Genomic DNA, 12,141 nt, shown 5'->3' with positions numbered 1-12,141 from the left:
AGCGAGCTATTTGTAGCTGTAGGTGGTGCCGGCCGGCAGCGGCAGCTCGGTCTCGCGCTGCATCTGGCTCTTCGGCCACACCACATAGGACTTGTCGTCGATATATTGCAGCACCACCGGGAACGAGCGCGCGTTCTGCCCGGCATACTGCTCTCCCTCGCCGTAGAACTTCACGCCATAGCCGAGCATGGTGCCGCCCTCGGGAATGTCGGTGTCGAGCGCAGCCTTGCGCAGCGCATCCGGATCGACGCCGCCATACTTCTTGATCGCGCGCGGCAAGACGTCGTCGAGGAAGACATAGGCGTTGGCCGCGCCAATGCCGACATGGGCGGAACGGATCGGCACGCCGGGCTTCAGCCGGTCAAACTCCTCGCCGACCATCTTGATGACCGGCGGCAGCTTGGGATCCATGTTCTTCTGGTTGGCAAGCCAGATCGAGATCGGGTCGGTGTTGAAGAGATAGTTGGCGTCGGTGCCGAGCCCTTCCTTCAGCTTCTCGTAGACGCCGTAGCCCGCGCCATGGCCGACGATGGCGCCGAACCTCAATCCCTGCTCGCGGGCCTGGCGGAACAGCAGGGTAATGTCCGGATTGTAGCCGGTATGGAAGATCACGTCGGGCTTGGCGCGCTTCAGCTTGGTGACCAGCGCCGACAAATCGGGCGCGGTCGCAGAATAGCCCTCCTTGAGCACGATGTTGAAGCCGGCCTTCTTGGCGCCGGCCTCATTGCCCTTGGAGACGTCGACGCCATAGGCGCCGTCCTCATGGATGATGGCGACGCGGAGGTCTTTCGGCTCCTTGCCGAACTTGGACATCGAGTATTGCGCGATGAAGTCGGTCGTCATCATGCCGTACTGGTTGCCGGCGGCCTGCGGACGGAACACGTATTTGTAGTTCTTGCCGTCGAACACGCCGGAGGAAATGCAGGTCGTGATCCACATGAACTTCTTCATCTGCTCGACCCGCGCCGACACCGGCACGCATTGCGCCGAGGAGAAGAAGCCCATCACCATGTCGACCTTTTCCTGCTCGAGCAGCCGGACGGCCTCGTTGATAGCGATGTCGGGCTTGCTCTGCGCGTCGGCATATACGGCCTCGACCTTGTAACCCTCGACGCCGGTCTTGGCGTAATGGTCGAGCATGATCTTGACGCCGGTGTATTGCAGCTCGGAGCCGCCGCCGGCCAGCGGGCCGGTCAAATCGAAGATTACGCCGATCTTGATCTTCTTATCCTGCGCATGCGCTGCATTGGCCACAGCAAGCGCCGCAAGCGCGACAGATAGACCCGCAAGCCAGCGGGCAGCCCTCCTGACCGGCATGAATCCCTCCCCAGAGATTGTGCACTGCATTTTTTGTTGTCGTGCCGCCCTATCACAGGGGGAGCGGCCGATGATGTCAAGCGCGATGGCTACGTCCGCACCGCGCAGGCTTGCGCAAAGTTTCGGCGGAGCGGTGCCGACGCGCAGCGCTCCGGCGTGCGCTTGGCGGCAGCAATTTATCCGCGGGGCCGTTCCATGCCGGCCCGTTTGATTGCCGTGAGCAAAATATCGCTGTCCGAGACAAGAAAATCGATCAGGCGCTTGGCTGCTTCCGGCGCTTGCGCATCGCTGACGATCGCGGCCGTGAAGGTCTGGACCAGCTGGAGATCCGGCGGCAGCAGACCGACAACTTCGATGCCGCTCTCCTGAACCAGTTCGCTGGTCGGACCGATCGAGAGATTTGCCTTGCCTGCTCTCAGCGCTTCGGCCGCCTCGGTTCCGCGCGCCTCGAGGGTGAGCCTGACCGTGTCCGGCAAGTTCAGCCTGGGGAAAACCTTGTCGCGGACATACTGTCCGCTCGTGCTGCTCGGCGCCACCACCTGGCCGGCCTCGATCAAGGCTTTCCTGAGCGCGGCATCATTGCCGATGTCCGGCTTGCGAGAGCCTGCTCGAATCGCCGCGGCCAACGGAGCTGTCGCCAGTCCGGCCTCCGATCCCGCACGAATCTGGCCGTCTTCGTTGAGCTTGTGAAGTCCCTCACGCGAAAGGATAACCACGTCCGCTTCGGTGCCGTTCGCGAGCTGGTGCCTGATCGTCTTCGGACCGGTGCCCTCCGACGCGCCGGATCCAGTCTCCACCCTGATGCCCGTGCTTCGCTCGAATTCAGGCAGCACTTCTCGGTAGACCGCGGCGAATCCACCCGAAATGATGACCCTGATCGTTTTGGGGCCATCGGCGATTGCCGGTGTCATGCAGCGGCAGCGGTGGCTTGCTCGGTCATTGCGTAGTCCTTTGCCTAGGCCGGCAGCTGCGTCTCGATGAACGCGGTGACGAAGCGCGGCATTGCGGGCGTGAGATCGGCTCGGCTGCGCACCAGATGGATGCCGGCAAGCTCGGGATTTGCCTGCCGCGCGAGATTGGCCTCGATCCGCGCCCGCAGCGCGTCACCAGGCATATCGGCGCGCAGGATCTGCATCATTGCAAGCGCAGGCCCGGTGTAGATGCAGTGCCAGTCGGCGTCGCCGCGGCAATCCGACGGCAACAATCCCGTCTCCTCCTCGAGTTCGCGCATCACGCTGCCGGCGATATCGACCGTGTCGCCCCTGATATCGTCGAGGTCGGGTGTCCCTGACGGGAAATAGATGCGTCCGGCATTCGCGGTCTGCTCGCCCATCACCCCGCACAAGAAGGCGCCGTCGCTGGCGAGCAGCGCCCCCATGCCGAAACCGTTGAACACCTCGTGGTCCGCAAAGCCCCAGTCGCGCCAGGCGAGGAAGCTCGCGAAATCGGTTTCGAAATAGCTCGCGCTGAGCCGCTCGCCGGCGAAGACCGGATCGCGCCCGAGCAGCACGCGGCCATTCCACAGGTTCGGGTTCAGCCGCTGCTGCTCGGCGAAATGCGCGTCGATCTCGGCGCGCCGCTGGTCCGCGAACGGCCAGGGACGCCGCTGCAAGGCAAGGTCGAGCGCGGTGACACGACAAATGAGCGGAGACTGCATATCCGAACGTGTTTACTTCGCGTTTCCGGTCGTCTTCTTGACCTGGTCGACGAACTTGTTGGTGTAGGTCTTGGTGACGTCAATGCCGGCCTTCGCGACATCCGGCGAGCCCTCGCTGAACACCGCGAGCACCGCCTCTGCACCCTTGGGGTCCATCTTGCCGGTCTCGGAATACATCGGGATCGTGTTCTTCAGCGCCGCGAGATACTGCGCCTTGTCCTTACCGACGATCTCGTCGGGCATCTTGGCCATGATATCTTCGGCGCTGTGCGAGTGGATCCAGGCCAGCGTCGCCATGATCGCATTGGTCAGCGCCTGCACCTCCTTCTCGTGGCCGTTGACCCAGGCCGCGGTCGAATACAGGGCGCCGCCGGGATATTCGCCACCGAACACCGCAAGCGTGTCGTGCTGGGTGCGGGTGTCACTGAGAATCTTGAGGTCCTTGTAGCCGCCCTGCAGCACGGTAACGGCGGGATCAAGCATCACGGCAGCGTCGATCTGGCCCTGCTCCATCGCCGCGACCGCCGTCGCGCCGAGACCGACACCGATCACGGCGGTGCCGGCCGGATCGAGGCCGTTCTTCTTGAGCAGATACTTCAAGAAGAAATCGGTCGAGGAGCCCGGCGCGCTGACGCCGACCTTCTTGCCGGCGAGATCCTTGATCGAGTTGATCTCGCCGGTGTGCTTCGGCGACACCACCAACACGAGGCCGGGATAGCGGTCATAGACCACGAAGGCCTGCAGCTCCTGCTTCTTGGCCGCGAGATTGACGCAGTGGTCGAAATAGCCGGAGACGACGTCGGCGCTGCCGCCGAGCACGGCCTTGAGCGCGTCCGAGCCGCCCTTGAGGTCGACCAGTTCGACTGCAAGCCCGGCCTTGTCGTATTCGCCGAGTTGCTTGGCCAGCACGGTGGGCAGATAGCACAGGCAAGCGCCGCCCCCGACCGCGATGGTGATCTTGCTTTGCGCCGCGGCAAGGCCCGTGGACAGGGTCAGCGCCAGCAGCATTCCGGCAAGCTTGCCAAGCAGTTTGTTCATGACGTCCTCCGTTCGATTGGTCGGCAAGATAGAGGAGCTGGAAGGCCTTGAGAAGGCGACTTTCCGACAGCTGGTCAAGCCTGCGGCGGCGGCATAGCATCGCAGCTATTCAGAAAACGCCGAAGAAGCGCAAAAACTGGAAGCACCAAGAATACTTCAAGGGAAACATCAAGGGAGGCCTTCATGAATCGTATTGCAACTGCGCTGTCGATCGCTGCCGCCTTTGCCGCGGGCTGTGGCGTCACCCATTTGCTGCGGCCGGCGCTCGCCGCCGAGAACATCACGGCGCAGGTCATCCATACCGGCGAGATGGAGGGCGACAAGCTCGGCGACGCCAACAAGGTCGGCTTCCGTTCCAAGATGTTCGTCTCCGCCGACGGCGCCACCGTCTCGATCCAGGACGGCAACGTGCCGAAGCACATGCATCCCAACACCAACGAGATGCAGTTCGTCCTCGAAGGCACCGGCACGGTCTGGCTCGGTGACAAGGAAGTGACGGTGAAGCCCGGCGACCTGATCGTGATCCCGAAGGGCACGCCGCATGGCGGCACCAAGCCGAACGGCCGCGCCATCAAGGCGATCGCGATCAAGACGCCCCCGCAGGCGCCGGATGACACCAAGCTGCTGGATTGACGGCTGCCTCTCTCAGCGTCATTGCGAGCGAAGCGAAGCAATCCATCTCTCTGGATGGGCGGACCCATGGATTGCTTCGTCGCTTCGGTCCTCGCAATGACGAAAGTCGCGCGCGCCCGCGCCGGTTCCATGACATGACACTTGACAGATAATTCACTTGCCTCAAGTTTGCTCGCTTCATAATATGACGATCGTCATTTTATAGAGAGCAAGACCCATGAGCCTGGACGATCACCCCACGGTCAGGGCTGTGCGCGCGCGCAGCAGCGAACCGGTCCGCGACGTCCCGGTTTCATCGGAACTGATAAAGGATATCGCGCGCAGATGCGGAGCCGATGATGTCGGCATCATCGAGTTCGAACGGGCCGCCATCGCGCCGCAGCGCGACTTCATTGGCAAGGTCTATGGCCGGACGCGCTCCCTGCTCGCGATCGTCTGCCACATGAACCGTGAGCCGGTGCGCTCGCCCTCGCGCTCGGTTGCCAACGAGGAATTCCACAGCACCTACGATCACGTCAACGAAACCGCGCGCGCCATCGTTCGCGCGCTCGACGAGCACGGCATCCCGGCCTGCAACTCGGTTGCCGCGTTCCCGATGGAGATGGATCTGCCAAGGATCATGATGGTTCAGCACAAGCCGATCGCGGTGGAAGCCGGTCTCGGCCGCATGGGAATCCATCGCAGCATCATCCACCCGAAATTCGGCAGTTTCGTCCTGCTCGGCACCATCCTGCTCGGATGCGAGGTCGACGCCCATGACCATCCGATCGACTACAATCCCTGCCTGGAGTGCAAATTGTGCGTCGCTGCCTGCCCGGTCGGCGCCATCAAGCCGGACGGCGGCTTCGACTTCCTGTCCTGCCACACTCACAACTATCACGACTTTCTCGGCAACTTCTCGCAGTGGGTGGAGAAGGTCGCGGATGCAAAGGACGCCAGGGATTATCGCGCCCGCGTCCCCCGCACCGAGACGCTGAACATCTGGCAATCGCTGTCGTTCAAGCCGGGCTACAAGGCGGCCTATTGCATCTCGGCCTGCCCGGCCGGCGAAGACGTGATTGGCCCCTTCCTGCACGATCGCGACGGGCATTTCGCCGACGTGGTGCAGCCACTGATCGACAAGGACGAGTACGTCTACGTGATCCCGGATACCGACGCCGAGGACACCGTGACGCGGCGCTTTCCGCACAAGAAGGTCCAGCATGTCACCTCGGGCCGCCATATCGGCAGCCTGCAGGCTTATATCTTTTCGCTCTCGCTCGGATTCCAGCGCGGCAGAGCTCGGGGCCTGGATTTCGTGACGCATCTGCGCTTCACCGGGGCGAGCCCGCTGGATATGACCGTTGCGATCAAGGGCAAGGATCTGCAAGTGGTGCCGGGACGGCATGTCGGAGAGGCCGCTCTGACCATCACCGCTGACGCCCAGGCATGGCTGCGCGTGCAGAACCGCGACCTCGAACTTGCCGACGCGATTGACGCAAAGCTGGTGAGCCATAACGATGAAGCATTGTTCGCCGCCTACATGCGGTGCTTCCCGCTCTGAGCCGCAGCGTAGTTGCGTAGGGTGGGTTACGCCTTCGGCTTACCACCTCCGCGTCCTACTGCGCTGCTTCTTACTGGGCGGAATGGACCAGCTGTTCGAGATCGGCAATCAACCCCGGCCCGGTCGGCTGCCATCCAAGCTTCCTGCGCGTCTGCTCGCTGGAGGCCGCCATGTCGTATGCCGCGAACGTGCCGAGCCAGCCAAAGAAGGCCTGCGCCTCTTGCGGGGCGATGGATTTGACCGGCAGCTTCAGCCGCCGGCCGATCGTTTCGGCAATATCGCGCATCGAGACCCCCTCTTCCGCGACGGCGTGATACCTTGCGTTCGGCTCAGCCTTTTCGATGGCCAGCCGGTAGAGACGCGCGACGTCGAGAACATGCGCCGCCGGCCAGCGATTTTGCCCGTCGCCGAGATAGGCGCACGCGCCCTTTTCGCGGTACACTGCGATCAAGGGGGTGATGAGACCCTGCCTGACAGAATCGTGAACCTGCGGAAGACGCATGGCCGACGCGCGGACGCCGTTCAGCGACAGGGCCGTCTGTTCCGACACGCGAGGGAATGGGAAATCCGGCGATATCGTTTGGTCCTCAGTCGCGATCTGGCCGGGCGCGGCCAATCCCGCCAAGCCCCCGGTCACGATCAGCGGCCTGTCCGATCCAGACAGAACAGAACCCAGCGCTTCGATGGCGCAGCGGTCGATCTCGCAACTCTTCGCGAAGTTGGACCAGTCGTGAACGAAGCCCAGGTGAATGACAGCATCCGAAGCGCTTGCCCCCTTGCGCAAGCTATCAAGGTCCTCGAGCGAGCCGCGAAGAGCCTCCGCACCAACGGCAGAGATCGCGTTCGCCCCCTCGTCCGAACGGGCCATGCCAAGAACCTGATGTCCGGCGGCGATCAGGTCCTTGACGACGGGAGTGCCGATGAATCCGGTGGCACCAGTGACGAACACGCGCATGAGGAAGTCTCCAGGTTTCGTTGGAGACAAATCTGGCCCTGCGCGCTATCCTGTTAAAGTAGTGACCTTATCATGGTATAGCAGCTAACAGGATGAGCGAACCGCTCGCGCAAGAGAACCTGCTCGGCGCCTACCTGAAGGACCGCCGCAGCAAGCTCGATCCGGCCGTGTTCGGCTTTCCGCCGGAGCGGCGGCGCACGCCGGGCCTGCGCCGCGAAGAGGTGGCGCAGCGCGCCAACATCAGCGCGACCTGGTACACCTGGCTCGAACAGGGCCGCGGCGGCGCGCCCTCGGCCGATGTGCTCGACCGCATCGCGCGTGCGCTGATGCTGACCGATGTCGAGCGCGAGCATCTGTTCCTGCTCGGCCTCGGCCGCACGCCCGAGGTGCGTTACCAACGAAGCGAAGGCGTCACCCCCCGGCTGCAGCGCGTGCTCGACGCGCTGGAGCCGCGCCCCGCCGTGATACGCACCGCCACCTGGGATATCGTCGCCTGGAACCGGGCCGCGACCGTGATGCTGACGGACTACGGATCGCTGCCGCCGCGCGAGCGCAACGTGCTCCGCTTCATGTTCCTCGATCCGCGCGTCCGCGCGGCACAACATGACTGGGCCAGCGTGGCGCGCTTCGTGGTCGGCGCCTTCAGGGTGGACGCCGCGCGCGCCGGTGCCGCAGCCGAGGTGCAACCCTTTGTCGACGAGCTCTGCCGGCTCAGCCCGGAATTCGCGGCGCTGTGGCGCGACAACGACGTGCGAACGCACGGCGAAGGCGTCAAGCAGCTCCGGCATCCGATCCTGGGCCCGGTCAAGTTCGAATATTCGGCGTTCGCGGTCGACGGACGGCCCGACCTCAGCATGATCGTCTACAATCCGATCGACCCGGAGGTGACGAACAATATCCGCGGGTTGATCGAGGCCGCGCCGGCAGTGCCCTAATCCCGCGTCACCGGCGTCGGCCGCCACACCAGCAGCCGATTCTCGACCATCGTCACGCCCATGTCGATCAGGATGACGAAGGCCGACAGCACGAACATGCCCGCGAACACGCCGGCGACGTCGAAGACGCCCTCGGCCTGCTGGATCAGGTAGCCGAGGCCGGCGGCGGAGCCGAGATATTCGCCGACCACCGCGCCGACCACGGCAAAGCCGACCGAGGTGTGCAGCGAGGAGAACATCCAGGACAACGCCGACGGCCAGTAGACGTGGCGCATCAGCTGCCGCTCGTTCATGCCGAGCATGCGGCCATTGTCGAGCACCGTGGTCGGTACTTCCTTGACGCCCTGGTAGACGTTGAAGAACACGATGAAGAACACCAGGGTCACACCGAGCGCGACCTTGGACCAGACGCCGAGCCCGAACCACAGCGCGAAGATCGGCGCCAGCACCACGCGCGGCAGCGCGTTGACCATCTTCACATAGGGATCGAACACCGCGGCGACGCGCGGCTGGCGCGCGAACCAGAAGCCGACCAGAATGCCGCCGGCCGAGCCGATCACGAAAGCGAGGATGGATTCCCACAGCGTGATCGCGAGATGCTTCCAGATCACCCCGGTCGAGAACCATTTGACGATCTGGCTGAAGACGTCGATCGGATTGGAGAAGAAGAACGGCGGCAGCAGCACCTTGCCGAACACCGGCACGGTGGAGAAGAGCTGCCAGAGCGCGAGCGTGACGACGGCGACCAGAACCTGCAAGGACAACAGCGTGACGCGCGACATCAGGCAGCTCCGGCCTGCGTCGACTGGACATAGCCCTTCATCACCTCGTCCTTCAGCACGCCCCAGATCTCGCGGTGCAGGGCATGGAAATCCTTCTCCATCCGGACCTCGGCGATGTCGCGCGGCCGCGGCAGCGTGATGCGCCAGTCGCCGATGATGCGCGCGGAAGGACCGGCCGACATGATCACGACGCGATCGGCCAGCGCGATCGCCTCCTCGAGATCGTGGGTGACGAACAGCACCGCCTTGCGGTCGGCGCTCCACAATTCCAACAGCAGATTGCCCATGATCTGCCGCGTCTGGGCGTCCAGCGGACCGAACGGCTCGTCCATCAGGAGGATCTTCGGATCGCGGATCAGGACCTGCGCCAGCGCAACACGCTTGCGCTGGCCGCCCGACAGCATGTGCGGATAGCGATTGGCGAAGGCGCCGAGCCCGACCGAGGTCAGCCATTTCTGCGCGCGCGCGAGCGCCTCGGCGCGCGGCGTGCCGGTGATTTCGAGCCCGATCGCGACATTGTCGATCGCGGTCTTCCAGGGGAACAGCGCATCGGCCTGGAACAGGTAGCCGGCGTCGCGGTTGAGGCCGCTCAGCGGCTTGTCGAAGATCCTTGCCGTTCCGGCCGCGGGCTTGAGCAGCCCGGCCGTGACGTTCAGCAGCGTCGACTTCCCGCATCCGGTCGGGCCGACAATGGCGACGAACTCGCCATGATCAACCGAAAGATTGGCCTGTTCGACCGCGGTATAGACGCGTCCATCCGCCAACCGAAACGCCACCGTCGCACTGTCAAGCGCGACCGCCGTCGGCTCCGTCATCGCCACGCATCCCTCCCGAACTTTCCGAGATGGCTTAGCGGTTCGGGCGGGCAAGTCAACGCAGGAAGATGGCGTAGCAAACAAGGCTGTGGTCACGCGATTTTCAGACAGGCCGGGTTGCGCAATCGCGCAACCGGGTTGCGCATTGCGCCGACATCGTCGAGGCTGCGACCCAAAGCGACGGACAAGGAGACAATCATGCGGATCGCAGTGGTGGGCGCCGGAGGTGTCGGTGGCGGCTTTGGTGCGGCGCTCGCGCATGCCGGCGCCGACGTCACCTTTATCGCGCGCGGCGCTCATTTGGCCGCCATGCGCAGCGAGGGGCTGAAGGTTAAGGGCGGCCGCGGCGAAACCCATCTGGTGCCGACCCAGGCGACCGACGATCCGGCAAGCGTCGGCCCGGTCGATATCGTGCTGTTCTGCGTCAAGCTGTGGGACGTCGAGAGCGCCGGCCAATACATCAGGCCGATGGTCGGCCCCGACACCGCGGTGATCCCGCTGCAGAACGGCATCGACGCGCCTGACAGGCTGGTCCCGATTCTGGGACGCAACGCCGTGATGGGCGGCGTGGCGCAGATCTCGGCCTCGATCATCAAGCCTGGCGTCATCAACCAGGTCGGCACCTTCATGCGCATGATCTTCGGTGAGCTCGACGGCCGCATCACGCCGCGCGGCAAGGCGCTGCTCGATCTCTGCCTGAAGGCCGGCTTCGACGCGACCTTGAGCGAGCAGATCAACACCGAGCTCTGGATGAAGTTCGTCGGCCTCGCCACCAATGCCGGCTTGACCGCGGTCACCAGGCTGCCGATCGGCAAGCTGCGCGACGATCCCGATTTGCGCCCGCTCTTCGTATCGGCCTGCGAGGAGATCATCGCCATCGCGCACGCCAACGGCATCAAGCTGCCGCCGGATGCGCTGACGAAAGTGCTCGACTTCATCGGACACGCGCCACCTGCGATGAAGGCCTCGATGGCGCTCGATCTCGAGCGTGGCAACCGGCTCGAACTGCCGTGGCTGAACGGCAAGGTGGTGGAGCTCGGCCGCAAGCTCGGCGTCCCGACGCCGACACACGACATGCTCTATGCGGTGTTGAAGCCCTATGCGATGGGCGCGCCGTCCTGATAGCCCAGCAGGACCGAAATCTGCCGGCCGGCCTGGCGCACCAGCTTTGAATATTCCAATAGCTTCCGCTCGTCGATGCGCGCGCTCGGTCCGTAGAGGCCGACCGAACCGACCACCTCGCCGCGGTGATCGAAACACGGCGCGGAGACGGCGACCGCGCCGGCGAAGATCTCGCCATGGCTGGTCGCATAGCCGTTGCGCCGCGCAAAGGTCAGCGCGTCCTCGAGCCGCGCGCGATCCGCGCTCTTTGCAATGCTGGCAAGAAGCGCGGCCTGCCGCTTCGGGTCCATGAAGGCCAGCATCGCCTTGCCGGTCGATCCCTGGATCAGGCTCAAACTGTGGCCGACTCCGCGGCTGATCGAGAGCACGTGACGGCTCTCGCATTCGAGGATGCAGATGCCGCGATCGTCCTGCTCGCGGAACAACGCTGCGGTCTCGCCGGTCGCCTCGCGCAGGCCTTCGACGACCGGGCGCGCGATCGCGACCACCTCGAGACCCTTCAGCCAGACATGGGCCAGCTTCATCACGCCGTGCGACAGCCTGAAACGCTGCGGGTCGCCTTCGGCCTGGATCAGGTCGCGCTGCGCCAGCGTCTGCAGCAGGCGATAGAGCGTCGGCCGGCTCAGCCCGACCCGCTTCTGGATCTCGATCACGCTCATCGCCGGCTGATCCGGCGTGAAGCTTTCCAGGATCGCGATGGCGCGGTCGACCGCCCGCACGCCTGACGCCCCCTGCTCCGCGTCCTGAACTTCCGCCTTCGGTTTCTTTGCCATCCGTCCACATCCGCAAATTCGGCAGGGCGCGCTGCATCCAGCGCGCTTGACCAATCGGCCCGCGCGAATAGTATCGCAAATTATGAGAATAATGTCCACTAGATGGACATATGAAAAATCGACGGGAGGATTGGAATTGCTGGAGACAAACGCCTCGCGCAGATGGGCCGCTGCCGCGATCGCCACGCTGATGCTCTCAACGCCGCTGGCGTACGCCGCACCCGACGGCTCAGGCATCTCGGACGGCGTGGTGCGGATTGCGCTGCTGGGTGACTACGGCAGCGGCCGCGATCTCGGCGGGCCGGGCTCGGTGACCGCCGCCAAGCTTGCCGCTGAGGATTTTCATAACAAGGTGCTGGGCAAGCCGATCGAGATCATCTCGGCGGATCACCAGAACAAGCCCGACGTGGCGGTCGGGATCGCGCGGCAATGGTTCGACGTCGAGCATGTCGACGCGGTGACCGATCTCGCGGTGAGCTCGGTCGGGCTCGCCGTCGCCGGGCTTGCAACGCAGAGCAACCGCACCGCGCTGGTCTCGGGCGCCGCGACGTCCGATTTGACCGGCGACAAA

Annotated in this window: 13 protein-coding genes; 5 read left to right on the top strand and 8 right to left on the bottom strand. The window is 64.3% G+C overall.

From position 1 onward, the window contains the following. Positions 1 to 6 precede the first annotated feature (6 nt). From AKL29_RS21065 to AKL29_RS21050, 4 genes are all read right to left on the bottom strand, one after another. The gene (locus AKL29_RS21065) at positions 7 to 1,317 is read right to left on the bottom strand and encodes an ABC transporter substrate-binding protein (RefSeq protein ID WP_028332442.1); all 1,311 of its coding nucleotides are present in this window, start codon (positions 1,315 to 1,317) and stop codon (positions 7 to 9) included. A gap of 176 nt (positions 1,318 to 1,493) precedes the next feature. Beyond that, positions 1,494 to 2,228: a substrate-binding domain-containing protein gene (locus AKL29_RS21060; protein ID WP_244482236.1), complete on the bottom strand. Its 735-nt coding sequence runs from the start codon at positions 2,226 to 2,228 to the stop codon at positions 1,494 to 1,496. Positions 2,229 to 2,272: 44 nt separating this feature from the next. Beyond that, positions 2,273 to 2,974, bottom strand: coding sequence for a hypothetical protein (locus AKL29_RS21055; RefSeq protein ID WP_050385457.1), 702 nt, complete (start codon positions 2,972 to 2,974; stop codon positions 2,273 to 2,275). A gap of 12 nt (positions 2,975 to 2,986) precedes the next feature. After that, the gene (locus tag AKL29_RS21050; RefSeq protein WP_028332445.1) at positions 2,987 to 4,012 is read right to left on the bottom strand and encodes an ABC transporter substrate-binding protein; all 1,026 of its coding nucleotides are present in this window, start codon (positions 4,010 to 4,012) and stop codon (positions 2,987 to 2,989) included. A 183-nt stretch (positions 4,013 to 4,195) separates the two neighbouring features. Here AKL29_RS21050 and AKL29_RS21045 point away from each other — a divergent pair, with 183 nt between their 5' ends. Then, positions 4,196 to 4,645 carry a cupin domain-containing protein gene (locus AKL29_RS21045; protein WP_028332446.1) on the top strand — a complete coding sequence of 150 codons (450 nt, stop codon included), beginning with the start codon at positions 4,196 to 4,198 and terminating at the stop codon, positions 4,643 to 4,645. 217 nt (positions 4,646 to 4,862) lie between these two features. Then, positions 4,863 to 6,188: a 4Fe-4S binding protein gene (locus AKL29_RS21040; protein WP_050385456.1), complete on the top strand. Its 1,326-nt coding sequence runs from the start codon at positions 4,863 to 4,865 to the stop codon at positions 6,186 to 6,188. Positions 6,189 to 6,258: 70 nt separating this feature from the next. Here AKL29_RS21040 and AKL29_RS21035 read toward each other — a convergent pair whose 3' ends face one another. Beyond that, positions 6,259 to 7,143 carry an SDR family oxidoreductase gene (locus AKL29_RS21035; RefSeq protein WP_050385455.1) on the bottom strand — a complete coding sequence of 295 codons (885 nt, stop codon included), beginning with the start codon at positions 7,141 to 7,143 and terminating at the stop codon, positions 6,259 to 6,261. Between the two features lie 92 nt (positions 7,144 to 7,235). Between AKL29_RS21035 and AKL29_RS21030 the strand changes: the two genes are divergently transcribed. After that, a complete protein-coding gene (locus AKL29_RS21030; protein ID WP_050385454.1) occupies positions 7,236 to 8,078 on the top strand; it encodes a helix-turn-helix transcriptional regulator in 843 nt (280 codons plus the stop codon). Here AKL29_RS21030 and AKL29_RS21025 read toward each other — a convergent pair. Further along, on the bottom strand, positions 8,075 to 8,860 hold the full coding sequence (locus AKL29_RS21025; RefSeq protein WP_050385453.1) for an ABC transporter permease: 786 nt from the start codon (positions 8,858 to 8,860) through the stop codon (positions 8,075 to 8,077). The genes AKL29_RS21030 and AKL29_RS21025 overlap by 4 nt on opposite strands. After that, positions 8,860 to 9,675 carry an ABC transporter ATP-binding protein gene (locus AKL29_RS21020; protein WP_050385452.1) on the bottom strand — a complete coding sequence of 272 codons (816 nt, stop codon included), beginning with the start codon at positions 9,673 to 9,675 and terminating at the stop codon, positions 8,860 to 8,862. The genes AKL29_RS21025 and AKL29_RS21020 overlap by 1 nt, the downstream gene beginning before the upstream one ends. A 198-nt stretch (positions 9,676 to 9,873) precedes the next feature. Here AKL29_RS21020 and AKL29_RS21015 point away from each other — a divergent pair, with 198 nt between their 5' ends. Continuing rightward, the gene (locus AKL29_RS21015; protein WP_050385502.1) at positions 9,874 to 10,797 is read left to right on the top strand and encodes a ketopantoate reductase family protein; all 924 of its coding nucleotides are present in this window, start codon (positions 9,874 to 9,876) and stop codon (positions 10,795 to 10,797) included. Here AKL29_RS21015 and AKL29_RS21010 read toward each other — a convergent pair. Next, positions 10,773 to 11,570, bottom strand: coding sequence for an IclR family transcriptional regulator (locus AKL29_RS21010; RefSeq protein ID WP_050385451.1), 798 nt, complete (start codon positions 11,568 to 11,570; stop codon positions 10,773 to 10,775). The genes AKL29_RS21015 and AKL29_RS21010 overlap by 25 nt on opposite strands. Before the next feature lie 136 nt (positions 11,571 to 11,706). On the opposite strand from AKL29_RS21010, the gene AKL29_RS45200 reads away from it, so the two are divergent. Beyond that, positions 11,707 to 12,141, top strand: a 435-nt coding sequence (locus AKL29_RS45200; protein ID WP_244482235.1) for an ABC transporter substrate-binding protein, incomplete at its 3' end; no start/stop codon positions are given.

Source organism: Bradyrhizobium pachyrhizi, assembly GCF_001189245.1.
Classification (GTDB): domain Bacteria; phylum Pseudomonadota; class Alphaproteobacteria; order Rhizobiales; family Xanthobacteraceae; genus Bradyrhizobium; species Bradyrhizobium pachyrhizi.
This window is presented reverse-complemented; position numbering and strand designations above follow the sequence as displayed.

Excerpts from the sequence above, each read along its gene's own strand:
- AKL29_RS21060 (WP_244482236.1), bottom strand. The coding sequence starts at position 2,228 with ATGACACCGGCAATCGCCGATGGCCCCAAAACGATCAGGGTCATCATT.
- AKL29_RS21050 (WP_028332445.1), bottom strand. The coding sequence starts at position 4,012 with ATGAACAAACTGCTTGGCAAGCTTGCCGGAATGCTGCTGGCGCTGACC.
- AKL29_RS21020 (WP_050385452.1), bottom strand. The coding sequence starts at position 9,675 with ATGACGGAGCCGACGGCGGTCGCGCTTGACAGTGCGACGGTGGCGTTT.
- AKL29_RS21040 (WP_050385456.1), top strand. The coding sequence starts at position 4,863 with ATGAGCCTGGACGATCACCCCACGGTCAGGGCTGTGCGCGCGCGCAGC.
- AKL29_RS21010 (WP_050385451.1), bottom strand. The coding sequence starts at position 11,570 with ATGGCAAAGAAACCGAAGGCGGAAGTTCAGGACGCGGAGCAGGGGGCG.
- AKL29_RS21065 (WP_028332442.1), bottom strand. The coding sequence starts at position 1,317 with ATGCCGGTCAGGAGGGCTGCCCGCTGGCTTGCGGGTCTATCTGTCGCG.
- AKL29_RS21045 (WP_028332446.1), top strand. The coding sequence starts at position 4,196 with ATGAATCGTATTGCAACTGCGCTGTCGATCGCTGCCGCCTTTGCCGCG.
- AKL29_RS21030 (WP_050385454.1), top strand. The coding sequence starts at position 7,236 with ATGAGCGAACCGCTCGCGCAAGAGAACCTGCTCGGCGCCTACCTGAAG.
- AKL29_RS21025 (WP_050385453.1), bottom strand. The coding sequence starts at position 8,860 with ATGTCGCGCGTCACGCTGTTGTCCTTGCAGGTTCTGGTCGCCGTCGTC.
- AKL29_RS21055 (WP_050385457.1), bottom strand. The coding sequence starts at position 2,974 with ATGCAGTCTCCGCTCATTTGTCGTGTCACCGCGCTCGACCTTGCCTTG.
- AKL29_RS21015 (WP_050385502.1), top strand. The coding sequence starts at position 9,874 with ATGCGGATCGCAGTGGTGGGCGCCGGAGGTGTCGGTGGCGGCTTTGGT.
- AKL29_RS21035 (WP_050385455.1), bottom strand. The coding sequence starts at position 7,143 with ATGCGCGTGTTCGTCACTGGTGCCACCGGATTCATCGGCACTCCCGTC.